At 61.4% G+C, this 23,850-nt stretch carries 24 protein-coding genes; 8 read left to right on the forward strand and 16 right to left on the reverse strand.

Annotation, left to right across the window (positions count from 1 at the left end; translation table 11 throughout):
• Nucleotides 1-98: 98 nt before the first annotated feature.
• The 3 genes from ACST81_RS11520 to ACST81_RS11530 form a co-directional block, all read right to left on the reverse strand.
• The gene (locus ACST81_RS11520; protein WP_438747749.1) at nucleotides 99-1,454 is read right to left on the reverse strand and encodes a sigma-54-dependent transcriptional regulator; all 1,356 of its coding nucleotides are present in this window, start codon (nucleotides 1,452-1,454) and stop codon (nucleotides 99-101) included.
• Complete coding sequence (locus tag ACST81_RS11525; protein WP_438747750.1) at nucleotides 1,451-3,277, reverse strand: sensor histidine kinase; 1,827 nt, start codon at nucleotides 3,275-3,277, stop codon at nucleotides 1,451-1,453. The genes ACST81_RS11520 and ACST81_RS11525 overlap by 4 nt, the downstream gene beginning before the upstream one ends.
• 101 nt (nucleotides 3,278-3,378) lie before the next feature.
• The gene (locus ACST81_RS11530; protein ID WP_438747752.1) at nucleotides 3,379-3,606 is read right to left on the reverse strand and encodes a hypothetical protein; all 228 of its coding nucleotides are present in this window, start codon (nucleotides 3,604-3,606) and stop codon (nucleotides 3,379-3,381) included.
• Nucleotides 3,607-3,724: 118 nt separating this feature from the next.
• Here ACST81_RS11530 and ACST81_RS11535 point away from each other — a divergent pair, with 118 nt between their 5' ends.
• Nucleotides 3,725-4,609: a LysR family transcriptional regulator gene (locus ACST81_RS11535; protein WP_438747754.1), complete on the forward strand. Its 885-nt coding sequence runs from the start codon at nucleotides 3,725-3,727 to the stop codon at nucleotides 4,607-4,609.
• Nucleotides 4,610-4,631: 22 nt separating this feature from the next.
• On the opposite strand, the gene ACST81_RS11540 is transcribed toward ACST81_RS11535, so the two are convergent.
• The 10 genes from ACST81_RS11540 to ACST81_RS11585 all read right to left on the reverse strand — a co-directional run bounded on the left by ACST81_RS11540 (nucleotide 4,632) and on the right by ACST81_RS11585 (nucleotide 13,528).
• Complete coding sequence (locus ACST81_RS11540) at nucleotides 4,632-5,711, reverse strand: DNA topoisomerase IB (protein ID WP_438747755.1); 1,080 nt, start codon at nucleotides 5,709-5,711, stop codon at nucleotides 4,632-4,634.
• Nucleotides 5,712-5,772: 61 nt separating this feature from the next.
• Complete coding sequence (locus tag ACST81_RS11545; RefSeq protein ID WP_438753522.1) at nucleotides 5,773-7,773, reverse strand: ASKHA domain-containing protein; 2,001 nt, start codon at nucleotides 7,771-7,773, stop codon at nucleotides 5,773-5,775.
• 58 nt (nucleotides 7,774-7,831) lie between these two features.
• Nucleotides 7,832-8,170 (reverse strand): hypothetical protein, encoded by a 339-nt coding sequence (locus ACST81_RS11550; RefSeq protein WP_438747758.1) that lies wholly within the window; start codon nucleotides 8,168-8,170, stop codon nucleotides 7,832-7,834.
• A gap of 20 nt (nucleotides 8,171-8,190) precedes the next feature.
• A complete protein-coding gene (locus ACST81_RS11555) occupies nucleotides 8,191-9,156 on the reverse strand; it encodes a methyltetrahydrofolate cobalamin methyltransferase (protein ID WP_438747759.1) in 966 nt (321 codons plus the stop codon).
• A gap of 102 nt (nucleotides 9,157-9,258) precedes the next feature.
• Nucleotides 9,259-10,353, reverse strand: coding sequence for a methylenetetrahydrofolate reductase (locus ACST81_RS11560; RefSeq protein WP_438747762.1), 1,095 nt, complete (start codon nucleotides 10,351-10,353; stop codon nucleotides 9,259-9,261).
• Between the two features lie 4 nt (nucleotides 10,354-10,357).
• The gene (locus tag ACST81_RS11565; protein WP_438747764.1) at nucleotides 10,358-10,936 is read right to left on the reverse strand and encodes a methylenetetrahydrofolate reductase C-terminal domain-containing protein; all 579 of its coding nucleotides are present in this window, start codon (nucleotides 10,934-10,936) and stop codon (nucleotides 10,358-10,360) included.
• Nucleotides 10,929-11,231 (reverse strand): virulence factor, encoded by a 303-nt coding sequence (locus ACST81_RS11570; protein WP_438747766.1) that lies wholly within the window; start codon nucleotides 11,229-11,231, stop codon nucleotides 10,929-10,931. Before ACST81_RS11570 ends, ACST81_RS11565 begins: the two co-directional genes overlap by 8 nt.
• Nucleotides 11,232-11,343: 112 nt before the next feature.
• Complete coding sequence (locus tag ACST81_RS11575; protein ID WP_438753524.1) at nucleotides 11,344-12,117, reverse strand: formyl transferase; 774 nt, start codon at nucleotides 12,115-12,117, stop codon at nucleotides 11,344-11,346.
• Nucleotides 12,118-12,139: 22 nt separating this feature from the next.
• Nucleotides 12,140-12,781, reverse strand: a complete 642-nt coding sequence (locus ACST81_RS11580; RefSeq protein WP_438747767.1) for an exopolysaccharide biosynthesis protein — start codon at nucleotides 12,779-12,781, stop codon at nucleotides 12,140-12,142.
• Nucleotides 12,782-12,907: 126 nt separating this feature from the next.
• Nucleotides 12,908-13,528 carry a DUF1638 domain-containing protein gene (locus ACST81_RS11585; protein WP_438747768.1) on the reverse strand — a complete coding sequence of 207 codons (621 nt, stop codon included), beginning with the start codon at nucleotides 13,526-13,528 and terminating at the stop codon, nucleotides 12,908-12,910.
• Nucleotides 13,529-13,565: 37 nt separating this feature from the next.
• Between ACST81_RS11585 and ACST81_RS11590 the strand changes: the two genes are divergently transcribed.
• Nucleotides 13,566-13,724: an entericidin gene (locus ACST81_RS11590; RefSeq protein ID WP_209847838.1), complete on the forward strand. Its 159-nt coding sequence runs from the start codon at nucleotides 13,566-13,568 to the stop codon at nucleotides 13,722-13,724.
• Nucleotides 13,725-13,803: 79 nt separating this feature from the next.
• Here ACST81_RS11590 and ACST81_RS11595 read toward each other — a convergent pair whose 3' ends face one another.
• Nucleotides 13,804-14,502, reverse strand: coding sequence for a corrinoid protein (locus tag ACST81_RS11595; RefSeq protein WP_438747771.1), 699 nt, complete (start codon nucleotides 14,500-14,502; stop codon nucleotides 13,804-13,806).
• A gap of 389 nt (nucleotides 14,503-14,891) precedes the next feature.
• On the opposite strand from ACST81_RS11595, the gene ACST81_RS11600 reads away from it, so the two are divergent.
• The 5 genes from ACST81_RS11600 (at nucleotide 14,892) to ACST81_RS11620 (ending at nucleotide 20,814) form a co-directional block, all read left to right on the forward strand.
• On the forward strand, nucleotides 14,892-16,463 hold the full coding sequence (locus ACST81_RS11600; RefSeq protein WP_438747774.1) for a trimethylamine methyltransferase family protein: 1,572 nt from the start codon (nucleotides 14,892-14,894) through the stop codon (nucleotides 16,461-16,463).
• Between the two features lie 107 nt (nucleotides 16,464-16,570).
• The gene (locus tag ACST81_RS11605; RefSeq protein WP_438747776.1) at nucleotides 16,571-17,272 is read left to right on the forward strand and encodes a ferredoxin; all 702 of its coding nucleotides are present in this window, start codon (nucleotides 16,571-16,573) and stop codon (nucleotides 17,270-17,272) included.
• Between the two features lie 94 nt (nucleotides 17,273-17,366).
• Nucleotides 17,367-18,086, forward strand: a complete 720-nt coding sequence (locus ACST81_RS11610) for a phosphodiester glycosidase family protein (RefSeq protein ID WP_438747778.1) — start codon at nucleotides 17,367-17,369, stop codon at nucleotides 18,084-18,086.
• Nucleotides 18,087-18,163: 77 nt separating this feature from the next.
• Nucleotides 18,164-18,685, forward strand: coding sequence for an RNA polymerase sigma factor (locus ACST81_RS11615; RefSeq protein WP_438747779.1), 522 nt, complete (start codon nucleotides 18,164-18,166; stop codon nucleotides 18,683-18,685).
• Nucleotides 18,685-20,814, forward strand: a complete 2,130-nt coding sequence (locus ACST81_RS11620) for a vWA domain-containing protein (RefSeq protein ID WP_438747780.1) — start codon at nucleotides 18,685-18,687, stop codon at nucleotides 20,812-20,814. The genes ACST81_RS11615 and ACST81_RS11620 overlap by 1 nt, the downstream gene beginning before the upstream one ends.
• 336 nt (nucleotides 20,815-21,150) lie before the next feature.
• On the opposite strand, the gene ACST81_RS11625 is transcribed toward ACST81_RS11620, so the two are convergent.
• Nucleotides 21,151-21,498, reverse strand: coding sequence for a hypothetical protein (locus ACST81_RS11625; protein WP_438747781.1), 348 nt, complete (start codon nucleotides 21,496-21,498; stop codon nucleotides 21,151-21,153).
• Between the two features lie 189 nt (nucleotides 21,499-21,687).
• On the opposite strand from ACST81_RS11625, the gene ACST81_RS11630 reads away from it, so the two are divergent.
• Complete coding sequence (locus ACST81_RS11630) at nucleotides 21,688-22,713, forward strand: hypothetical protein (protein ID WP_438747783.1); 1,026 nt, start codon at nucleotides 21,688-21,690, stop codon at nucleotides 22,711-22,713.
• A 59-nt stretch (nucleotides 22,714-22,772) separates the two neighbouring features.
• On the opposite strand, the gene bmt is transcribed toward ACST81_RS11630, so the two are convergent.
• On the reverse strand, nucleotides 22,773-23,789 hold the full coding sequence (gene bmt / locus ACST81_RS11635; RefSeq protein ID WP_438747784.1) for a betaine--homocysteine S-methyltransferase: 1,017 nt from the start codon (nucleotides 23,787-23,789) through the stop codon (nucleotides 22,773-22,775).
• Nucleotides 23,790-23,850: the final 61 nt, after the last annotated feature.

The following is a 23,850-nucleotide window of genomic DNA, read 5'->3' on the forward strand; positions in this document are numbered from 1 at the left end:
GCGAGGACCACTGTTTTCTCAATGAGTGCGATGCACCATGGGTGAGAATGGGAACAAATGCCGCCGACGATGGGTGGATATCCACCCATCTTTGCTTCTCAGGCAGCGAAGTCGTTGTCCGCGGACGAGAGTTTCCGGTCGAGACCGTATTTCTGCATCTTCTCGTAAAGCGTCTTGCGAGAGATTCCCAGGAGTTCGTAGACCGGCCGCAGGCTTCCGCCATGGGCGGCCAGAGCGCTTGCGATGATACCGCGCTCGTAGCTCGCAACCTTGTCGGCGAGCCGTTGGGATTCCGCCGGCGCCTGTCCCTCCTCGGGTTTCAGGTCGAGGCCGAGCACGAGACGGTCGGCGGCATTGCGCAACTCGCGCACGTTTCCTGGCCAGACCCGCTCCGCGATCTCGGTCATCAGCTCCGGCGGCACGTCAATATCGCTGCGCAGATAGCGGGCGGCGGCCTCGCGGACGAGTTGCAGGAAGAGCAGTGGAATATCGGCCCGGCGCTGCGCAAGCGAGGGGACGCGCAGGGTCGCGACGTTCAGCCGGTAGAGCAGGTCGGCGCGGAACCGGCCGGCGATGACTTCCGCTTCCAGGTCGACCTTGCTGGTGGCGATGAATCGGACATCGAGAGGAACGGGTTCGTTCGAGCCCAGCCGCGTGATCACCCGTTCCTGCAGCACACGCAGGAATTTTGCCTGCAGGTCGTAAGGCAAGGAGCCGATCTCGTCGAGCAGGATGGTGCCGCCGCGCCCATGCTCGAACTTGCCGTAGCGGGGCCTAAGCGCACCCGGAAAAGCGCCGGCCTCATGGCCGAACAGTTCGCTTTCGATCAGGTTTTCCGGAAGGGCGGCGCAATTGATGGCGACGAAGGGGCGGTCGGCGCGGGCGCTGATGTCGTGCAGGGCGCGGGCAACGACTTCCTTGCCGACGCCGGTCTCGCCGATAACAAGCGTGTCCGCGTCGGTGGTGCCGATGGCGCGCAGCCGGTAGCGGAGATCGACCATGGCCTGGGTTCGGCCGGGAAGCCGGGCTTCAATATCGTCGCGCTTGCCGGCCACCGCCCGCAGGCGGCGATTTTCGAGCACGAGGTTGCGCCGGTCGAGGGCGCGGCGGGCGATGCCCGCGAGATTCTGCACAGTGAAGGGCTTTTCCAGGAAGTCGTAGACGCCTTCGCGCATCGCCTTGACGGCCAACTGCACGTCGCCGTGCCCTGTCACCAATATGACCGGGATTTCCACGTCCACCTCGCGGACCCGCTGCAACAACGTCATTCCGTCCATGCCGGGCATGCGGATGTCGCTGATCACCACGCCGGCAAAGCTGTAGCCGACCAGTTCGAGCACATCCTCGGCGCTGGAGAACGTATCGACCTCCAGTCCGAAGAGCTGGAGGGCCTGCGCCGTCGAGCGGCGCATCTCCTCCTCGTCGTCGATCAGGAAAATCCGTGCGTCGCTCATTCGGCCGCCTCCTGCGTCGCGGTGGCCGCCTCAAGCTCGACGCGGAAGACCGCGCCGCCGTCAGGATGCGTGGACACCATCAGGCTGCCGCCGAAATCCTTGATAATATTGTAGGAAATCGACAGGCCGAGGCCGAGGCCCTTGCCGACGCCCTTGGTGGTGAAGAACGGATCGAAGATGCGCTCGCTGATGGCGACAGGAACGCCAGGGCCATGGTCGCGGACCGTCAGCGTGACCCTGCCGCCGAGATTTTCCGCCGTCAGGTGGATGCGCCGGTCAGCGAGCCCTTCAACGGCATCGGCGGCATTGGTGATGATATTGACGAGCACCTGCTGCAGGCGAACCGAGCCGGCCTTGACCATCGTCCCAGGACGGCCGAGATCGATCTGGAGATCGGCATCCGCCGTCTTCAGCCGCGCCGAGACGATTTCGAGCGTATCGGCAACCACCGCGTCGAGCGCCACCGGCCCCAGCTTCTCGTTCGGCTTGCGGCCGAAATTGCGCAAATGCCGGCTGATGGAGGCCATCCGGTCGATCAGGGCGGAGATGCGCCGGACATTGTCGCGGGCTTCCGGGACGCGGTCGAGATCGATCAGCATGGCGGCGCTGTCAGCGTAGGTCTTCGCCGCCGCCAGCGGCTGGTTGAGTTCATGCGACAGGGCGGCCGACATCTGCCCGAGGCCGGCGAGCTTGCCTGCCTGGATCAGGTCGGCCTGGGTCTTGCGCAATTCCTGCTCGGTCAGCCGCCGTTCTGCAATCTCCAGTTCGATGCGCTGGTTGACCAGGGCGAGGTCGGCGGTGCGCTCCTCGACCCGATGTTCCAGTTCGTTGCGAGCCTCGACCTGCATGCGCATGCGCTCCTCGAGCCGGGCGCGCCGCTGCAGGAAGATGGCGAGAGCCAGGCCCGCAAGGCAAAGGAACAAAACGATGGCGACGATCATGGTGCGCGCCTGCGCGCGGGCAGACGACGTGTCCATCAGCACGTTCACCGTCCAGTCGGCTTCCGGCATGTAGTGCGACAGGACCAGGTATTCCCGGCCGTCGGCGGTGGTCGCGGTCATGAGCTCATGATCGTCCAGTGTGCTGCGGGTGATCGGCAAGGGCTTCAGCACGGCTTCGGCGTAACGTCTTGACGCCTGTGTCCGCGCCAGCCGTCCGCTGTTCAGCGGCAGGATGCCCGAATAGAGCCATTCGGGACTGCCGGTCATGAAGATGATGCCTTCGGGGTCGGAGACGAAGATCTTGTATTCACCGCCGCGCCAGGAGGTTTCGATCGAATCGATATCGACCTTGAAGACGATGACGCCGCTGATTTTTTCGTCGACGTAGACCGGCGAGGCGAAATAGTAGCCGCGCTTCAGGGAGGTGGTGCCCAGTGCATAGAAGCGTGACTGGTTTCCCTTTGCCGCATCTTGGAAATAGGGACGATAGCTGAAATTCTGGCCGATGAAGCTTGCCGGCTGGTCATGGTTGCTGGCCGCGATCGTGTTTCCGTCCAGCGTCATCACATAGATGTCGGAGGATTCCAGCAGGGTGTTGATCTCTTTCAGATAGCCGTTGGCCGTGTCGCGTAGCGCTTGGTCCCGCGGATGGGCAACGAGATCCTTGATGCCGTCGTGATCGGCGATCAGGGCCGGCAGTGGTTCGTAGCGGCTGAGGTGGCCACTCAAAGCGGAGACCGCCAAGCGCAACGCCGAGCCGGCCTGCAGCGAAGCTTCGTTCATATAGCTGCGCATCGCCAGCGCGCCGCCCTGAAAGATCACGGCGGCGAGGACAAGGGGAACGAGGCACAGGGCCAGAAGGCGGACTTTGACGGACTGCAAGGCTCCTCCCTCTTTGCTCCCTCGATATCGGAGTTTAGAGATCAACGCCCCCGTTTCCAAGGGGCGTTGATAAGGGGAGGGCGGGAGACGCTTCGGGATCGTCAGGAAAGCGCGATCACTGTTCCGTCGGCGAAGGCGAGATCCTGCTGCAAGCTCAAGGGCAGATGCCGGATTTCGCGGGTCGTCGCCTTGCGAATCTGCGCGATCCGATACCGGTGATGGCCGTTGACGAGAGGGGCCAGCAGGCTTTGAACCGCAGAGGACATACGGGAATCATGCATCGTGGCAGCATTCGAATGGATCGGCGCCGTATCGTGTTGCAGGGACATGGGAGGCTCCTTTCTGATGTCTTGCCTGTTTACAACTTGACTATCCACGTCTGTTGATGTTCAATCAAACGAAATGAAGTGATCATTGTTTTCAGAAAAATTGATCCGTGAGGTTCCCATGAACATGATGATGCGGCATGTCCTTCCGCTCCTCGAACTGGACATCCTCAAGACATTTGTCGCGATCGCCGAAACCGGAAACTTCACCACGGCGGCGGAAACCGTCTACCGAACACCATCGGCTGTCTCGATGCAGATCAAGAAGCTGGAGGAGACGCTGGGTTGCGTCCTCTTCCTGCGCGATGCGCGCTCGGTGTCGCTGACGCCGAAGGGCGAGGTGTTGCTGGGGTTCGCGCGGCGCCTGCTGGCGCTGAACAACGAGGCCGTCTCCCGCTTCCTGCTACCCGACATGAACGGGGTCGTGCGCGTCGGCGCGCCAGAGGATATCGGCGAGCGAATCCTGCCCGAAGTGCTCAAGCGTTTTTCTGAATCCTATCCGAACGTCACCGTCGATGTGACGATCGGCAACAGCAGCGTCATGCGCAAGCGGGTGGAAGAGCACCGCATGGACATCGCCATCTTCAACAGCATGACAGGCGAGAATACCGGCGGCGGAGAAATCCTCGTGTCCGAAAAGCTCGTCTGGGCCGGCATCAAGTGCGGTACGGCCCATACGCGCCAGCCCCTGCCAATTTCGATGTGGGAAGATGGCTGCGTCTGGCGGGCGAACGCTGTTGATCAGTTGAACCAGGCGGGCAAGCCGTTCCGAGTCGCCTTTCTCAGCGCCCATACGACCGGCCAGCGTGCCGCGATCCTCGCGGATCTCGCCGTCGCTCCGCTGCCGCGCTATCTCGTTCAGGGCGAACTGGTGGCTTTGGGCGAGGCCGAAGGCCTGCCGGATCTCGGCCATTACAGCATCGGCCTCCAGTTGATCGACAATGCCTCGGCGCCTGTTCTGGCGGTCGCCGAACATGTCCGGGACGCTTTCGTCGGACTGCAATAATCGCTCCTGGCGACGTTCATGATCAGGTGTTGCTGGCGTCGCCCGCCTTCAGCCAGCGCTGAACCTTGATTTCGTCGTCCTCCATCCAGCGCGTCAACGTTGTGCTCCGGCTCGGCCGCATCTTGAGAAGGTCAGCAAGCGTTCCGTTCTCAAAACCCTCGAACACTTTCGGATGGATATAGGATGAGCGGCAGACGGCGCGGGTGTTGACCAGTCGCGATGCCACCGCATCGATGACATCGTTGACCTGCCGCTTTCTCTGTCGCTCGCTTGGCCCCGGGTCGATGGCGGCGAGTGCCACTGCCGCCATCCGCGTCGCGCCCCAGGTGCGAAACTGGCGCGAGCTGAAATCGGCGGTGGCCGCGTCGCGGATATAGGCGTTGACGTCCTGCGAGCGGATCGGATGCCGGTGGCCGTCCTCGTCGAGATACTGAAACAGTTGCTGTCCCGGCAGTTCCTGCAGCATCCGGATGGCCTTGGTGATGCGCCGGTCGCTATGGCTCAGCCGCCATTCCTTGCCGGATTTTCCCTTGAAGTTGAAATGGACGCTGGAGTCCTCGATCTTAACGTGCCGGTTACGCAGTGTCGTCAGGCCGTAGGAACCATTCTCCTCGGCATAGGTGGCATTGCCGACGCGGATATAGAGATTGTCGAGCAGCCAGACGACGGTCGCCAGTGCCTTGTCCATGCCGGGTTTTCGTAGGCGCAGGTCGGTATCGACCCGCTCCCGGATATTGGGCAGCTTGGCGGCAAAATCGGAGAGCTGGGCAAACTTGGTCTTTCCGCGTTCGGCTGACCAATCCGGATGATAACGATATTGTTTTCGCCCGCGCGCATCGTATCCGGTCGCTTGCAGGTGCGAGTTCGGATCGGCAGAAATCAGCACGTCGGTATAGGCGGGCGGAATGGCGAGAGCGGCGATCCGGTCAAGCTCGCCCCGGTCTTTGATCCGCCTGCCATCGGCATCATAGTAGAGAAATGCCCGCTTTCCCGGTTTGCGGGTGATGCCGCCGTCGAGGTTCGAGAGATAGACGAGCTCGGCCGCTGCCGGTTGCACAGCGGCGATATCGTTGGAGCGTGTGTTGCGGGTGTGAGAAAGCATTTGATCCACAGTGACGCCAGAACGCCATGCCGATCATTTGGTTCCAGCCGCTTCGCTGACCTCAGTCGCGGCTGCGGCGACGGCGTCTGCCTCCGCCGTCACCGCCGTCGTCGGACAGCGCCTTACGCTCCGGCAGGGTAACGACCTTCGCGAGTTCCGGGAACGGATCGACCTTGTTCGGCATCGCCATGGCGTTGACGAAGAGCTGCTGGAAATTGGGTTCCAGCGCGGTCTCGATCTTCTCGATATGGGCGACGGTGTTTTCGATCTCGCGGCGGTGGTCGCGGTTGAGCAGTGCCATCAGAGCGCCGGTCCCGGCGGCATTGCCGACGGCCTTCACCTCGGCAAGATCGCAATCCGGGATGAGGCCGAGTACCATGGCATATTTCGGATCGATGAAGGAGCCGAAAGCGCCGGCAAAGCGGATCGTATCGACATGCTCGACATCCTGTTTTTCCATCAAGAGCTTGATGCCGGCATAGAGCGCGGACTTCGCCAACTGAATGGCGCGGATATCGTTTTGCGTCACCGTGATGCGCTGTTCTCCGTCATGCAGCAGGTAGGAGAAGGTGCGGCCGTTTTGCAGGATGCGCGGGCTGCGCTCCGCCATCGAACCATCGACGACGCCGTCCTCGGAAATGATGCCCGAGAGATACATTTCGGCGACGACCTCGATGATCGCCGAGCCGCAAATGCCAGTGACACCAACGCTGGCCGCCGCCTCGGCGAAGCCCTCTTCGTCGGACCATTTGTCGACGCCGATGACGCGGAATTTCGGCTCCAGCGTTTGCGCGTCGATGCGGACGCGTTCGATAGCGCCGGGCGCTGCGCGCTGGCCGGAGGAGATTTCGGCACCTTCGAAGGCCGGGCCGGTGGGCGAGGAGGCGGCGACGACGCGGTTCTTGTTGCCGAGCACGATTTCGGCATTGGTGCCGACATCGACGAGCAGCATCATGCGATCCTGCCTGTAAGGGCCTTCCGAAAGGGTCGCGCCCGCCGCGTCCGCGCCGACATGGCCGGCGATACAGGGCAGGGTGTAGAGCCGGGCGCCCCGGTTTACCTCGATATCGATCTCATGCGCCCAATATTGCAGCGCCCCGGAGACAGCAAGCGCGAACGGCGCCTGGCCGAGTTCCGTCGGATCGATGCCGAGGAACAGATGGTGCATGATCGGATTGGCGACAAACACCATGTCGAGAATGTCGTGCCGGTCGACTTCGCCTTCGGCGCAGACCTTGCCGATCAGGCCATTGATGGCCTCGCGCACGGCTTTGGTCATGGCTTCCCGGCCATCCGGGTTCATCATGACATAGGAGACGCGGCTCATCAGGTCTTCGCCGAAGCGGATCTGCGGGTTCGACGTACCGGAGGAACCGACGATGCGGCCGGACAGCAGCGAGACGAGATGCATGGCGATTGTCGTCGAGCCGATATCGCAGGCAATGCCATAGGCCTCATTCTTCAGGCCCGGATAGAGGGCAACGATGAAGGGACGCGATGAATCCATGTCGCGATGGATGACGGCGGTGACGCCCCAGTTGCCCTTGCGCAGGATCGACTGGATCTGCGGGATGAGATGTGGCGCGACCAGAAGATCCTTCCAGCCCCAGTCCTTTTCCAACATCACCTTGAGGCGGTCGAGATCGCCGAGCGGTTTGTGCATGTCGGGTTCATCCACCTCGACATAGCAGAGCTGGACGGCGGCGTTGCGCTCGATGACACGGTCGGTCGCGGCCTTGCGAACGACCTGTGCGTTCACCACGGTATCCTGCGGCACGTCGATGACGAGATCGCCTTGAATCATCGCCGAGCAGGACAGGCGGCGGTTTTCCGGAAGGCCGCGGATCTTGTCGTAGCGCTCTTCCTTCGGACCGCGGGCCGAAATGTGGTCGTTGGAGGAGACGATCTTGTGCTTGGCGAAATTGCCTTCCTGCACCTCGATCTGACAGCGTCCGCAGGTGGCGCGACCGCCGCAAACGCTCTCGACATAGACGCCGAGCGAACGGGCGGCATCGAGCACCGGTGTACCGACGGGAAAACGCCCGCGCTTGCCCGATGGCATGAACAGGACGAGGGGATTGCTTTTGTTTTCCTGGGCGGACACGGTCAGATCATTCCTATCAGGTAAGGCGCCGTACATTGGCTCGGATCCTTTTGCCGTATGGTTTGAGGGCAGCCACCGCAACGCGATCGGACGCACCGGAAAGACCGGCACAGGTGCCGGTCGCCAGCGCCGTCGCGGCAATCATGCCCTCGTTCACCATGGCGAGATTGATGGCCATCGTGCTCTCGACGACCGCCGACAGTTTCTCGGTGATCATCTGGCCGACTTCCGCCGACCCAGCCGATGATCCGTTCATGCCGGAGACAGCGAGATCCTGCATCCGCGAGGACATGACCATAGGGGCCTGAAACCAGAGGCTCGCAAATTCCGTGAGCAGATCGGCACTGAAAAACATGATGTCTCTTTTCCGGGCGGTTATTCCGCCCTAGCGCTTGTTCCGGCACGTCCGGCCCGACCGCCACGGCGACCGCCACCGGCACCAGCTGGAGATCCCGCGGCAGCAACAGCGCCACCTTCGGCCGGCTTGTGATCACGATAGGTCATGATCCAGTTGCCGCAATTCGGGTCCGTGCCATTGAGGACGTTGGCCGCGCGAACGGCTTCCATTTCCTGTGGGCGGCAAGGATTCATGATGGCCGACGTCATGCCGGCACCGATGACCATCGGGATGAAGCCGGCATTGATGCCATGGCGATGCGGCAGGCCGAACGAGATGTTCGACAGGCCGCAGGTGGTGTTGACCTTCAACTCGTTGCGCAGGCGGTGCAAAAGCGCGAAGACCTGACGGCCTGCATCGCCCAAGGCGCCGATCGGCATGACGAGCGGATCGACCACGATATCGTGCGGCTTGATACCATAGTCCATGGCCCGTTCGACAATTTTCTTCGCAACTGCGAAACGAACGTCCGGATCCATCGAAATGCCGGTCTCGTCGTTGGAGATGGCGACGACCGGCACATCGTATTTCTTGCAAAGCGGCAGGATGGCTTCGAGCTTTTCTTCCTCGCCAGTGACGGAATTGACCAGCGGCCGGCCCTTGGCGACCTTGAGGGCAGCCTCGATGGCCGCAGTCACGGAGCTGTCGATCGACAGCGGCACGTCGACGAGGCCCTGGACAATCTCCATCGTCTGCACCAGCAGGCCCGGCTCCGTCTCGTTCGGGTTGACCGACGTGACACCGGCATTGACGTCGAGCATGGTTGCGCCCGCCGCGACCTGTTCCAACGCATCCTTGATAACCGTGTCGAAATTGCCCTCGATCATTTCCGCGGCCAGCTTCTTGCGGCCGGTCGGATTGATCCGCTCGCCGATGACGCAGAAGGGCTGGTCGAAGCCGATGATGATTTCACGGGTGGCGGAGGCGACGATGGTGCGGGTCATGTTTGATCCTCTGGTCGTGTGGGGCGCTTGATCTGTGTCATGCGCCGGAACGGATTGTCAAAGGCCCGGCGTCCCGGCCGTGCCTGTTGTGCTCAAATTTGTTCAGTGCGGGCGATGGGCCGCGACATCGGCCATTTCCTGCGGATTTTCGGTCTTGCCGTCCCTCAGCGATTCGAGCCGCTCGGCCACCCGGTGATCGCCCGGGTTCTCTTCGCGCTTCCAGGGAGTACGTCCCTTCAGGACGCCGGATTCATGCACGATCTCGGCGACATATTCTTCCTGGCGATAGGCCATCACATGGACGCCGGAGACGCCCTGGATTTCCTTCACCTCGTTGATGATGTCGATGCAGAGCTGCTTACCTTCCTTCTTCTGGTCCTGCGCGCCTTCCAACCGCTTGATGATCGCGTCCGGGATATGGATGCCCGGCACGTTGTTGCGGATCCAGTTTGCCGTCTTGGCGGATGCGAGTGGACCGACGCCGCAGAGGATGTAGCATTTCTCGTCGAAGCCGAGATCGCGAACCTTGTTCATGTAGTCGCGGAACATCGGCACGTCGAAACAGTATTGGCTTTGAACGAACTGCGCGCCTGCCTCGATCTTCTTGCCCAGGCGATGAGGGCGGAAATCATAAGGCGGTGCGAACGGATTGATCGCCGCACCCAAAAACACCTGCGGCGGTGTCGTCAGCTTGCGGCCGGAGAGAAATTTCGAATTGTCGCGCATGATCCGCACGGTTTCGAGCAGCGACATGCAGTCGAGGTCGAAGACGGGCTTGGCACCCGGCTGGTCGCCGGCCTGCACGCCGTCGCCGGTCAGGCACATGATGTTCGCGACGCCCATGGCGGCGGCGCCGAGCACGTCCCCCTGGATGGCAATGCGGTTCTTGTCGCGGCAGGCGATCTGCATGATCGGCGCATAGCCCATGCGGGTCAAAAGCGCGCAGATGCCGACCGAGGACATGTGGCAGTTGGCGCCGGACGCATCGACCGCGTTGATGCCATCGACCCAGCCTTCGAAAATGGCGGCGCGCTCGTAGACGTCTTCGGGATTGGCGCTGTCAGGCGGGTTCAGTTCGGCCGTGACGGCGAATTCTCCGCGGCGCAGGACGCGCTCGAGACGGCCGCGCGACGAGTGGCCTGGCAGGGGATCGAGCGGAAGATGGCGACCGAGCGGGTTTTCATCGATATGAGCCATGGCGTCAGGCGTCCTTTGCAGCAACGGCTGCTTCACGAGCTTCGGCGGCTTGTGCTGTCACGCGCAGCCAGGACGATGTTTCGCGCAGCGACTGGTTGACAGGTTTCTGCACGTTCAGGATGGCATTGCCGCCGGCCATGTTGCGCGAGCCTTCCCAGGCCTTGACCCAGACGCAGGGCATGTCCGGCTCGACCTCGCAATTGCCGTTGGCGCGCACGCCGCCGCAGGGACCGTTGCGCAACTGTTTTGGACAGTTCATCGGGCAGGACATGCCTGTCGATGACAAGACGCACTGGCCGCACATGCGACAGTCGAACAGCAGCCCCTTGACGTTGCGCTCGACAAACGTGATCGGTGCTTCCACACGATTATAGCCGATGGCTTTCCAGAGCGGGTGCAAGAGCAGGAAGACATCGGCGAAGCGATGATAGAACCATTCGAGGAAGCGTGAATGGCGCACAGCCCAGAGGCGGATCGTGTAGCTGCGGCGGGCGCGACGATTGGGCGATACGCCCGACGGCGTATAGGCGCCGGTCGCGGCCTTCTTGGCGGGAGCGGCATTGCCGGGTTTCGCGTCAGCCATTGTCTTTCCCGCCGGATTTCACCAGGGCCACGAGACGGTCCCTGTCATAGGCTGCTTCCAGTTCGACTGCTGCCTTGTCCGCTTCCATTTCCAGATCGTCGGAAACTGGCGTCGGGTCAGCCTTTCGCCATTCGGCAAGATAGTCGCCACTGTCGGCGGCACCGGTGCGCATGGCGCACATATCGATCGCCTCGGTGAAGCGCAGGCTGAGCTCGCGCTTGGCGGTCTTGCGACCCTGTTTGATGATGACCTGCGCGGGAATGTCACGCCAGTAAACGATGATGCGATCTGCCATATGCCCGAAATCTCCTCTGGCCAGACAATGCGCATCTCCACGCATCGTGGCTCACCTTGGCACGACGCGCGTCATGCTCAAAAGCGACCTGTCTTGTCTGTCGGCGATATATCTACCAGATGCCGCGCGAGAAGCCATTCCAGAGCCATGTCCAGATCGGCGGATGATACCATTGTCGCGAAGTGCCGTTTGTCGTCAACGGTTTGAGCATGCCGGACAGGGCGTCGTCGATGGCCTTGACGACGATGTCGGTGGAGGCCGCCGTCTGCAGCAGCGGATAGGTGTGCATCGTGTCGCTTTTCGATGGCTTCATGCGCGACTGGTAGAGAATGCCTCCGGTATCCACGCCGACATCGACCAGATGCACGGTCGCGCCGAAATTCTCCTCGTCACGCTCGACCCGCGCCCAGTATCCACCCATCAGGCCGCGATATTGCGGATTGATGCCCGCGTGGAAATTGATGACGGGGCAGGGCATGGCCGCCAGCGTCGCCGGCGACAGCATGCGGCAACTGACGAGAAGAATGACCGCCGGCATGAGGGCGTGAATGTGTCGAAGGGCCTCATCGCTGTTGATCGATTCGATGGATGTCGTCGGGATCGATGGATCGTCGCGGTCACTCACGCCGTAGTCGCGAATGATGTCGTCGGCGCGTTGCTCGGTAAACCGTTTGCCCAGCCGCGAGGCGACCATCGTTGCCAATTGCCCGATCGCGGTCATCCAGCCGAGCTTGCGTGCGCGCCGTTTGACGAAGATTGCCTTGGATTCCGGCTGTTCCTGCAACACGGCGACGTCGCCGAAACGCGCCGCCACGGCATTGATGAGGATCTGCGGATTTCTGCCGCCAGCGGTGACGACGAGGATCGTTTTGTTGGCGGCGGGCATTATGCTCGGCATTGTTCCGGTCTTAGAAAATGAAGGTCAGGAGCGCGCCGGCCGCCAACACCACGGCGCCTGCGACGGCAAGCGAGGCGATACCGATGAGGGCGCCGGCGGCAAGACCCAATCCGTCCCGTTCCGTATGGGCAAAACCGATGACCGCGAGCGCGAAAGCCGGAAGCCAGTTGCCGAAGGGGATCGGCAGGAAGATGACGACGGCGAGGAGCAGCGCGAGAAGCCCGACAAGGCGTTCGGCAAACCGGCTGCCGAGAAACCAGGCACGCGGACGGACAAGGGTTTCGGCGCGCTGGAGCCAAGGCGAGATACGGTTGACGAAAACGAAGAATGTGGCGTTTTCGAAGGCGTAGTCGCCCATGCGCTTGGGCAGCCAGATGCGGGTACGGCGCGAGGCGAACATCTGCCAGGCAACGAAGATCAGCGGCAGGCCGAGGATGAAGGTGGCACCGGGTGGCAGCGGAATGAGATTGGGCAGGGCAAAGACGACGAGAAAGGCGCCGAAGGAGCGATCTTCCATGGCAATGGCGAGATCGCGGAGCGTGATCTTCGGGCCGGCATTGAGGGCGAGATTGCGCAGAAGCTGTGAAAGCTGCTGCGGATGCGCGTGTGCCGCCGTTCTCGGTGAAATCCCCGTCGCGAAAGTGTCCGTCATCCCCGTCGTCCTTTTGTTATGTTTGTAGGACGGAGTGTGGGGCTGAGCCCTTACGATGGACTTAATCAAATCCAGCGACGGGCACAAACTGGGCGCAAGGCTAACAGATCGTTGACTTGTTCGGGATCACGCCTGAAGCAGCGCGGGTGTCAGGTCACCATAGCCGGTGAAACGATATTCGTATTCGAGACCAAGCGTTTGCGCGGCCATCCTCGCCTTTTCCTGCAGCTTTTCGTCCTCGACCTGCGAGAGATAGACCAGCTTCCTGTAGTGGCCGAAATACATGTCGCGCAGTTCAGGATGCCGGTCTAGGCCGAGCGGCTCGATCACGAAAGCCTCGAATTGTCGGGCGAGAAAATCGGTCAGGAAGAACGAGGTAAAATCGTCGTCCCAGCCGGTCTGGAACGCCTCGTTGCCGGCGAAGAAGGAAAAACAGTGCGGTCCGGCAATCCGCTCCACCTTCTCCTCTTCACAGAGCTTGTCGAGCAGGCCGCCGGTGCCGCAATCGGCATAGGCGACGAAGATGCGAACGAAACCCTCGGCGCGGGCCTTGTCGATCGCCGCTTTCAGGCCGGGCGCTATCTTTTCCGGCGTGTTGTGCCAGATGGCGGGAAGACAGGTCAGATCGATATGGGCAAGCTTGTTGACTTCACAGACGGCAAGGATTTCGCGGGCAATCGCACCACAACCGATGACGTGAACTTTTTCCGCTTTCGCGCGTTCCATAGCCGAAGATCTTTCTTCCACGTCAATCTACCCGTCAAAAGTGTAAGGAATACAAGTCATGACAGCAAAGACAATCGCCACGATCGGTATCGTTCTGTTCTCGATCACGACTCTCGCCTCGTGCGGCAATACTATTCGCGGCATGGGCGCCGATGCTGCCAACACGGTTGATGCGACCCAGGATGCCGGCCGCAAGGTTGACCGCGCTGCCAACTAACGGCCTCGCCGGAACATAAGAAAGCCGGCCGCGCTTTTCATCAGCGCGGCCGGCTTTTTGCATGCTCAAATTCGCTTGATCAGGCGCCGGACAGCTGATTGTGCTTGCGCTTCATGTATTCCTTGGCCGTTTCAACGGCCACGGCAGCGTCGCGGCAATAGGCGTCGGCACCGACGGCCTTGCCGAATTCTTCATTCAACGGCGCGCCGCCAACCAGAACGATATAGTCGTCGCGCATGCCCTTTTCCTTCATCGTGTCGATCACGACCTTCATGTAAGGCATGGTTGTCGTCAGAAGGGCAGACATGCCGAGAATATCGGGTTGTTCGCGCTCGATGGCGTCGAGATAGTTTTCAACCGGGTTGTTGATGCCGAGGTCGATGACGTCGAAGCCGGCGCCTTCCATCATCATGCCGACAAGGTTCTTGCCGATGTCGTGGATGTCGCCCTTGACGGTGCCGATCACGACCTTGCCCTGCTTCGGCGCGCCGGTGGCGGCAAGCAGCGGACGCAGGATGAACATGCCGGCCTTCATCGCGTTTGCCGAGAGGAGAACTTCCGGAACGAACAGGATGCCATCGCGGAAGTCGACGCCGACGATGCGCATGCCCTCGACCAGCGCCTGTGTCAGCACGTCGTACGGTGCCCAGCCACGCTTCAGGAGGATTTTCGTGCCATCCTCGATCTCTTCCTTCAAGCCGTCATAGAGGTCGTCGTGCATCTGCTGCACGAGCTCGTCGTCGGAAAGATCCTCGAGAATGATTTCGTCATCTGCCATGATAGGTTTCCTCGGTTCCAGGCGGTGTCAGGTCTATGCCTCCCGACGCATTCACTATACTTAGCTTTGTTGTTTCCAAAAGCTCTTTTCGAAAGCGACGTCGCATGCGATGAAAAACGACGGCCATGCGATCGCGTCCGGTGGTATCCGCCCTCGCTTGGCAAAAGCAATCGATTATGTGCCTTACCGGGACGAAGATATGCTATCGGGTCGGCGTGGAACGGGGAGCGGGTTAATGAACGCTGCGGCCGCAACATCGCCGTGGCGTCGCATGAAGGCAATCGTGTTCGAGTTGCGCCACCCGTTGGCGCATTGAGAACCGTTCGGATGCGAGGGCTTGTTAGCATAGGTCCAGCATTGCGCAGACGAGGCGCGGGAGAGGATAAGACATGACTGAGTTGACGGAACAGACCGAAGAGACCGGCGGCCGCCGTTCGCGTGGCGAAGGCCGGGGTGCGGCGGCACGGCGCGCATCGCGCACCGGTGGCGGCGCTGCACCTTCCTTGCCCAACATCACCCGCAGGATTCGCGAATATGAAGTGCTGGACGAAGAGGGCCTGGCGCTGATCGAAGCCAATGCCGACATCATCCTCGAAGAGATCGGCATCGAGTTCCGCGACGACGCCGAGGCGCTGGAACTGTGGAAGCAGGCGGGCGCCGATGTGCGCGGCCAGCGCGTGCATTTCCCCAAGGGCCTCTGCCGTGAACTGCTGAAGACCGCGCCGACGGAATTTACCTGGCATGCGCGCAATCCGGAGCGCAATGTCCATATTGGCGGCAAGGCAACCGTGTTTGCGCCGGTCTACGGTCCTCCTTTCGTGCGCGACCTCGACGGCGTGCGCCGCTATGCGACGATCGAGGACTTTCGCAATTTCGTGAAGCTCGCCTATATGGCGCCGTCGATGCATTCGTCGGGCGGCACGGTCTGCGAACCGGTCGATGTGCCGGTCAACAAGCGCCATCTCGACATGGTCTACAGCCATATCAAATATTCCGACAAGCCGTTCATGGGCTCCGTGACCGCGCCGGAACGGGCGGAAGACACGATCGCCATGGCCAAGCTCGTCTTCGGCGACGATTTCGTCGAAAACAACTGCGTGACGCTGAACCTCATCAATGCCAACTCGCCGATGGTGTTCGACGAGACCATGCTCGGCGCGCTGAAGGTCTATGCCCGTCACAATCAGGCCTGCGTGGTTTCACCGTTCATCCTGTCCGGCGCCATGAGCCCGGTCACGGTCACCGGCACACTGACGCAGATCCTGGCGGAAGTTCTCGCCGGCGCGTCCTTTACCCAGCTCATCCGCAAGGGCGCACCGGTCCTGTTCGGCACCTTCGCCGCCTCGATCTCGATGCAGTCGGGCGCGCCGACTTTCGGGACACCGGAGCCGTCGCTGGTATCTTACGGCGCGGCCCAGCTTGCCCGCCGTCTCGGCCTGCCGTTCCGTACCGGTGGTTCGCTCTGTGGCTCCAAGGTTCCGGATGCGCAGGCCGCCCACGAATCGGCCAACACGCTGAACATGACATTGCTGGCCGGCACCAACTTCGTGCTGCACGCCGCCGGCTGGCTGGAGGGCGGTCTGGTATCGTCCTACGAGAAGTTCATGATCGACCAGGACCAGCTCGGCATGATGCAGAAGATGGCCGAGGGTGTCGATCTCAGCGTCAACGCCCAGGCGCTCGACGCAATCCGCGAAGTCGGTCCGGGCAGTCATTATCTCGGCTGCGCCCATACCCAGGCAAACTTCCAGACGGCCTTCTACCGTTCAGCGCTCGCCGACAACAATTCCTTCGAACAGTGGGAAATCGAAGGCGAAAAGCGGGTCGAGCAGCGTGCCAACGCGCTCGCCCGCAGTTGGCTCGAACATTACGAGCGCCCGCCGCTCGACGCGGCCATTGATGCTGCTCTTCTCGACTTCATCGCCAGGAAGAAGGATTCGATGCCCGACGCCTTCACTTGAAGAGAGCCCGAACAAGCCAGGGAGCAAGGCGGAGCGGCGCAGGTAGCGGATTTCATCCAGAAGGAAGTCTGGCGCCCACATTATGACAGGCAGGGACCGAAACCAAAATGACCGGTCCCGTGGCATCCCATTTTGATGTCTTGAATGAACTCCGTGCCGCGCTTGCGCCGCACGGAGTTTTTTTGCGCGGCGTCGTCAATTTTTCCAAGGATGACGCAGCGCCGTTGTTGAGGGACGGGACGCCTGCCGGCGGCGTCGTGTTGCTGGGTAATGTCGGCGGCTCGATATGGCCGGCGTTTGAACGCTGGCGGGCAGCGATGCCGGACGGCGACAATCCGCTCGATGACTGGTCGAAGGCGGTGATCGAACCGGTGGCACACCTGTTTGGCGCGACTGCCTATTTCCCGTCCGCTCCGCCCTGGCAGCCTTTCCAGCAATGGGCCATGCGGGCGGAGGGTCTGAAAGCTTCGCCGCTCGGCATTCTCATCCACCCGGCCTATGGCCTCTGGCACGGTTATCGCGGTGCGCTCGGCTTCGAACACTCTCTGCCGGTACTCGCGCCACCACTGCCGGCTCGCCATCCCTGTGATCACTGTCCGGACAAACCGTGTCTTTCGACCTGTCCCGCCGACGCCGTCCTGTCGTCAGGCTTTCAGTTGGCGCCATGCCGCTCGCATCTGAAAACCGGAGCCGGGCAGGCGGGTTGCATGCAGGGCGGCTGTCTGGCTCGGAATGCCTGTCCCGTTGGTATCGACTATCGCTACTCGACGGAACAGTTGCGCTTTCATATGGCTGCCCTGACTTTGTAGATTGTCCGCCGCGATTTCGCTTTTGTCGCATGACAAGCCAGCGGAAAACGGAGAAGGGTCAAGTATGTTTCGTTCCCTGTGCATCGGATTGGCCATGATCGCTGTATTACCCTTCACTGACTCAGCCAAAGCCGCCTGCCGCACGGTGACGCATCTGACTCAAGGATATGCCGTCTGCAGCTTCGATCCCGCCTCAAGCGATATCCGTGTCCACCATCGCGGTCGTGACGGGTTGCCCTATGGCGGTTTTGAAAACCTGTCGCGCGATCTCCGGCAGGAAGGGGAATATCTGGAATTCGCCATGAATGGCGGCATGTACGAATCCGACCTGACTTCGGTCGGCTTGCTGGTGACGGACGGCATTGAGCGCAAGCCGATCGATCGGGGACACAGCTGGGGTAATTTCTACCTGAAACCCAATGGGGTGTTCTTCCTAGAGGGTGATCGCGCCGGTGTGCTCGAGACCGAAGCCTATCTGGATGCCGATCCGCATCCGGATTTCGCGACGCAATCCGGGCCGATGCTGGTCATCGACGGTGCCCTTCATCCGGCCTTCCTGCCGCAGAGCGACAGCCTGCAGATCCGCAACGGCGTCGGGGTGGATAGCACTGGCAAGGTCGTCTTCGTCATTTCTCTGCAGCCAGTGCGCTTCCATGATTTCGCGACGCTGTTTCGTGATCAGCTCGATTGCGCCAACGCACTCTTTCTGGATGGCTCGATCTCCAGCCTGTTCGCGCCGGCGCTCGATCGCTATGACAGCACCCATCCGATGGGGCCGATCATCGCGGTGACCCGGAAAATGCCAGGCAGATAAAAATATTTCCAATCCGGCCCAAGGATCGGGCGGGACCGAACGTCTCAGTATCAGTTGCAATCAACCGGGCGGATGACTTGGACGAGGATTTGATCGACAGGGCGCAGCAAGGCGATCGAAATGCCTTCGGGCAACTCGTGCAGCAGCACTATGATTTCGTGCATGCCGTCGCCTGGCGTTGGTCTGGCAATGTCAGCGATGCGGAGGATATCGCCCAGACGGTCTGCCTCAAGCTCGCCAGCGCTATCCGTGGCTTTCGCGGCGCCAGCCGGTTCCGCACCTGGCTCTATACGCTAACGCTCAACGCAGCGCGCGACCATCAGCGCAGCCAGTCGCGGGAGCGTCGCAACGCGGCGAACTTTCTCGCCGACCCGACGAGCGCCGCCGCCAACGACAATCAGGATCAGACCGAGGCACTCTGGGAGGCGGTGCGGCAATTGCCCGACAAGCAGGGCGACGCGGTGCTTCTCGTCTACGGCGAGGGACTGTCCCACTTCGCAGCCGCCGATGTGATGGGATGTTCGGAGGCGACCGTGTCCTGGCATGTGCATGAAGCCCGCAAACGCCTGAAAATCCTGCTTGGCAGGGAGACGATGTGATGACCGACGATCTGAACAGACTTGGCAACATGACCCCGCCGGCACCGTCGCAGGCGGCACGCGAACGTGCGCTGGCGGCTGCCATGCAGGCGTTTGACGACGCTGAAAATAATTTCAAGGCCACCCAAGGAACCGCCGGTGCCCGGCGTCAAAGCTCCATCATCAACTGGCTATGGAGCCCCGTCATGAACAGGAAATTTCTCGCAGGCTCGGCACTTGCCACGCTTCTCGTCGTTCCCGCCGCCGCCTTCCTCACGCTTGAACTGACGCGTGGCGGGCTGCCGGTCGATACCGGCGGCCAGCAGGTTGAGGTCGCCGGCAAGGACGTGCCGAAAGAGGCGAAGAAGGAAGAGCTTGTAAAGTCGAAGATCGATACGGCGACCGACAAGAATTTTGTTGAGGACAAGCCTGTCCCCCAACCATCTGGCGGGCTGACCCAACAGATGGGTGCGCAGTCGCTTCCAGAGCCGGTAACGCGCGGCAGGGCCGACCGTGACACTGCTTTGAGCAAGCAAGCGCCGCCGGAGATGTCGCAACGGGAAATGGAAGCGGCCGCCGCAATGAAACCGGCTGGGCGCACGCAATTTGCCGCACCGCCTTCCACTGTCGCAACAGAATCGTTGGTCGGTGGCTCGATCGCCGAGATCATGCCGTCGCCGCTGCCGATGCCGCAGGACACCGTCGCCCGGCCGGAGGAAAACCGTGATCGCTTCACCGAAACCGACACCAATCCGGTCAAGTCGGTTGCGACCGATCCGGTTTCGACCTTCTCGGCCGATGTCGACACGGCGTCCTATTCCTTCGTGCGCAAGGCGTTGATGGCGGGGCAGATGCCGGATCGCGACAGCGTGCGTGTCGAGGAGATGATCAACTATTTTCCCTATGACTGGGCGGGTCCCGATGACAAGGATCAGCCGTTCAAGGCGACGGTCACCGTCCTGCCGACGCCGTGGAACGCCAATACGCGGCTGATGCATGTGGGGATCAAGGGCTACGACGTTGCGCCGGCGACAGCGCCGCGCGCCAATCTTGTCTTCCTCATCGATGTTTCTGGCTCCATGGATGAGCCCGACAAGCTGCCGCTCCTGAAAAGCGCCTTCCGGCTGCTGGTCGAGAAGCTGAATCCGGAGGACACCGTCTCGATCGTCACCTATGCCGGCAATGCTGGCATCGTGCTGGAGCCGACGGCAATCAAGGACAAGGCAAAAATCCTGTCGGCGATCGACACGCTGCAACCGGGCGGATCGACCGCCGGCGCGCAGGGATTGGAAGCCGCGTACGATCTGGCCCAGCGCGCCTTCGTCAAGGGCGGCGTCAATCGGGTGATGCTGGCGACCGACGGCGATTTCAATGTCGGGCCGTCCAGCGACGAGGAGTTGAAGACGACGATCGAGATCAAGCGCAAGAGCGGCATCTTCCTCTCGGTCCTCGGTTTCGGCAGGGGCAATTACAACGACGCCCTGATGCAGACGCTGGCGCAGAACGGCAACGGCACGGCGGCCTATATCGATACGCTCGCCGAGGCACGGAAGTCGCTGGTGGAAGAGGCGGGTTCCTCGCTCTTCCCGATCGCCAAGGATGTGAAATTCCAGGTCGAGTTCAATCCGCAGCAAATCGCCGAGTACCGGCTGATCGGCTACGAGACCCGGGCGCTGAAGCGCGAGGATTTCAACAATGACAAGGTCGATGCCGGCGATATCGGCTCCGGCCATCGGGTTACTGCGATCTATGAGGTCACCCCGAAGGGAAGCCCCGCCGTCCTCAACGACGATCTTCGTTACGGCAGGAAGCCGGCCGAGGTCGTGGACGCACCGGTTGCCGCCAATGGTGAACTCGCCTTCCTGAAGATCCGCTACAAGCAGCCGGACAGCGATACCAGCAAGCTGATCACGACGCCGGTAACCGAGGCCAATGCCGTGGCGTCGCTCGACGCGGCAAGCCAGGACATCCGTTTCTCGGTCGCGGTCTCCGCCTTCGGGCAGAAGTTGCGCGGCACCGATGCGGTCTCCGCCTATTCCTACGGCTCGATCCTCGATCTCGCCTCCGGCGCCCGTGGCGAGGATACCTATGGCTACCGGGCAGAGTTCCTGAACCTGGTCCGTCTCGCCAAGAGCCTTGGCGGCGAATAGACGTCCTTAAAATGAAACGCACTCCGGCCGTGCGGAGGGTGTTAGCCTGCTGACAAACCCCTAAACTGATTGTTTGAGGAGGTGGCAACCCCACTCTCCGTCATCCTCGCCCTCGTGGCGGGGATCCAGCGACCCGACGTCCGTCGGGTCAAAAGACTCTTTCAGCTCAAAACTTGAGCTGGCTGGATCTCTGTGACAAGCACAGAGATGACGGAGGCAAATGCTGGCCGCAGAACGTCCCGAGCAACCTTCAGAGTCGTTAGAAAGAACTTTGTCAGCAGCCTGACGCCCACCGGTCATGCGGAGGGCGTTTCGCTTGTCATATGGCGTTTGGTTTCAGGCCTTCGGATAGGCCTTTTCCAGTCCGCCGGACCTAACGAGCCCTGTGCGAAAGGCAACATAAGCCGCGTGCTGGCCGGATTTCGCGGCTTCCATCAGCCGGATCTGCAGGCGGGCAGGGGCATTGGCGCCCAGCCATTCGCCGAGCTTCTCCAGCTTCAGCGAATTAAGCAGTCGGGACTCGGCGGCGAGATCGAGATGGCGGTAAAGACCCTCGACCAGATTTTCGTCCTGCGCGGCGTTTTCCATCAGCAGCAGAAGATAGGATCGTTCAGTCTCGCCAAGTGTCGACAGCTTGGCTGCGACCGAATCGCGGTCCGGGAATGTGGCGGAGGCGCCGTTCATGAGTGCTCCTTTGTCCTTTGGGGCGGGCAGATGGGGCCGCAATGCCTGACGTCATCCACACCAATTATGTCAGTCATGTAGAAGGCAATGCTGGAGTAAAACTGGCGTGAGGTCCAACCATCAGCCTGGCACAGGCCTTGCTGTATTAGGTCGTGGTTGCTTTCGAATGCCAGGAAATACCTGCGATCCGTGGATATCATGATGCCGCTTCTCTCCATCTGCATGCCCAGCAATCGTGATCTCTCCCGTTCGCGAAAATCGATCGAGAGCGCGCTGGCCTATGCGATGCGCGTCGGGGCACAGCTTATCGTGTCCGATAATTCGGGGGATCTGGAAAAGCGAGTCTTCTTCGAAGGTCGTTCATCCAACCTTCGCTACATCGTCTCGCCCGATCAAGACGCCTCCGCCAACTGGATGCGGGCCCTGTCGGGCGCCGACACGCCGTTCCTGCTGCCCATGGGCGACGACGACGAGATCCGCTTCGTCGATGGCAGAGAACCGATCGATCTGGCGGGGCTGCCGGCTGACGTCGCCGGTGTGCGCCCGACCACCGAAATCTGGACGGCTTCCGGGGGAACCCTCACGACCGAAACTTTTACCATCGATTCCATGGCGCCGGATGAGCGGCTGGCGGAATACAACCGCAAGGCCGAGGGTAATAACAGCATCTATTACAGCATTTTCCGCACCGATCTGTTCGTGCCAACGATGCGCCTCTTCGTTGAGGCCCACCCGACCAACGGCGGTTACTGCGACTGGGCAATTGTCCTGTCATTGTTTACCGCCGGCCGGATGCTGCATGATCCGTCGCTGGTCTATCGCTACGATCTGGGGCCATGGGCGAACGATCTTGCCGAGATGCAAGCGTCGCAATACCGGAAAGTCGGCCTGCCGGAAGAAACGGGAAATTTTCTCACGTTCCTGATGTTCCTCGACCTGCATATTTTCAGCCTGCGGCCCTCCCTGCCGCTCCTGCCGGAAGAGCGTCGTCGGGTTCTGATGATGAACTGCCGGGTCCTCTTGGCCGACTTCCTGCGGCAGGTCCCCCAGTCTCCGGAAAAATACGACGAGACGGTCACCTACATCGCCGGGTTGATCGCAGCGGAACGGAATATCGATTCGATTATCCAGCTCAGCATCCTGCTGACCGATTGCATCCAGCCGGGGCTGAAGGATCGCTACGTCCGGTTCCTGCAGGCGGCACTGAATGCGTGAAAGGCCGGAAGCATCGCGCTTCCAGCCTTTCATCTCATGCGAATGCCAGGTTTCGCTCTTCAGCGGCGACGGCTGCCGCGTTCGCGCGCCGGGGCCGAAGGGCCTTCGTTCGCGGTCTTGTTGCGCATCGGGCCAATGCGCTCGATGATCGTTTCGACCGTCGGACGTTCGCTTGGCGTATAGGTGTCGAGGGCAACGCGCATCGCGGCCAGATGCTCGCACGACGTGCCGCAGCATCCGCCGATGATCTTGGCGCCGGCATCGCGGGCAAGGCGGGCATAGTCGGCCATCAGCGGCGGCGTGCCGGAATAGTAGATTTCCGAGCCGCGAAATTCCGGAATACCGCAATTGCCCTTGACGATGATGGCGGCCGACGGATTGGCGTCGGTCATGTCCAGCAGCGAGGACAGGATGTCGGAAGCGCCGACGCCGCAATTGGCGCCGGTGGCGACCGGGCCGTCGCCGATATCCTGACCGACCGCGAACATGTCCTTCGGATGCAGGCCCATCATGGTTTTGCCGGCGGTATCGAAGGACCCGGTATAGACGTAGGGCAGGCCGGCCTTGACGGCTGCTTCCGCCGCAGCCCGGATTTCATCGGGGGCCGACATGGTTTCGATCCAGGCAACTTCGGCGCCGCCATCCTTCAGACCCTCGATCTGTTCGACGAAGGCGGCGACGGCATCGTCATAGCTCATCGCACCGAGTGGAATGAGCAGTTCCCCGGTCGGGCCGACTGAGCCTGCCGTGATCACCTTGCGCGGTGCGGCGTCTGCGACCGCACGGGCAATCTCGGCGGCGCGCTTGTTGAGATCGTAGACGCGGTCCTGTGCCTGGTGCAGCTTCAGCCGGTGGCGCGTGCCGCCGAACGAATTGGTGAGGATGATGTCGGCGCCGGCGTCGACGAAATCCTGATGCAGCTTGGTGATGTTGTCCGGTTTGCTTTCGTTCCACAGTTCCGGCGCTTCGCCGGCCTCCAGCCCCATGGCGAACAGTGATGTGCCGGTGGCGCCGTCTGCAAGCAGAACGCCCTTTTCGGCAAGAAGGTCGGAAAGCGGATTGGCGTGAACGGTCATGGCGGTTCCTGATTCAAACGAGCTATACAATCATATAAAGATATCTTTATGTGATTGCAAT

Source organism: Pararhizobium sp. O133, assembly GCF_051669845.1.
In the GTDB taxonomy this organism is placed as follows: domain Bacteria; phylum Pseudomonadota; class Alphaproteobacteria; order Rhizobiales; family Rhizobiaceae; genus Pararhizobium.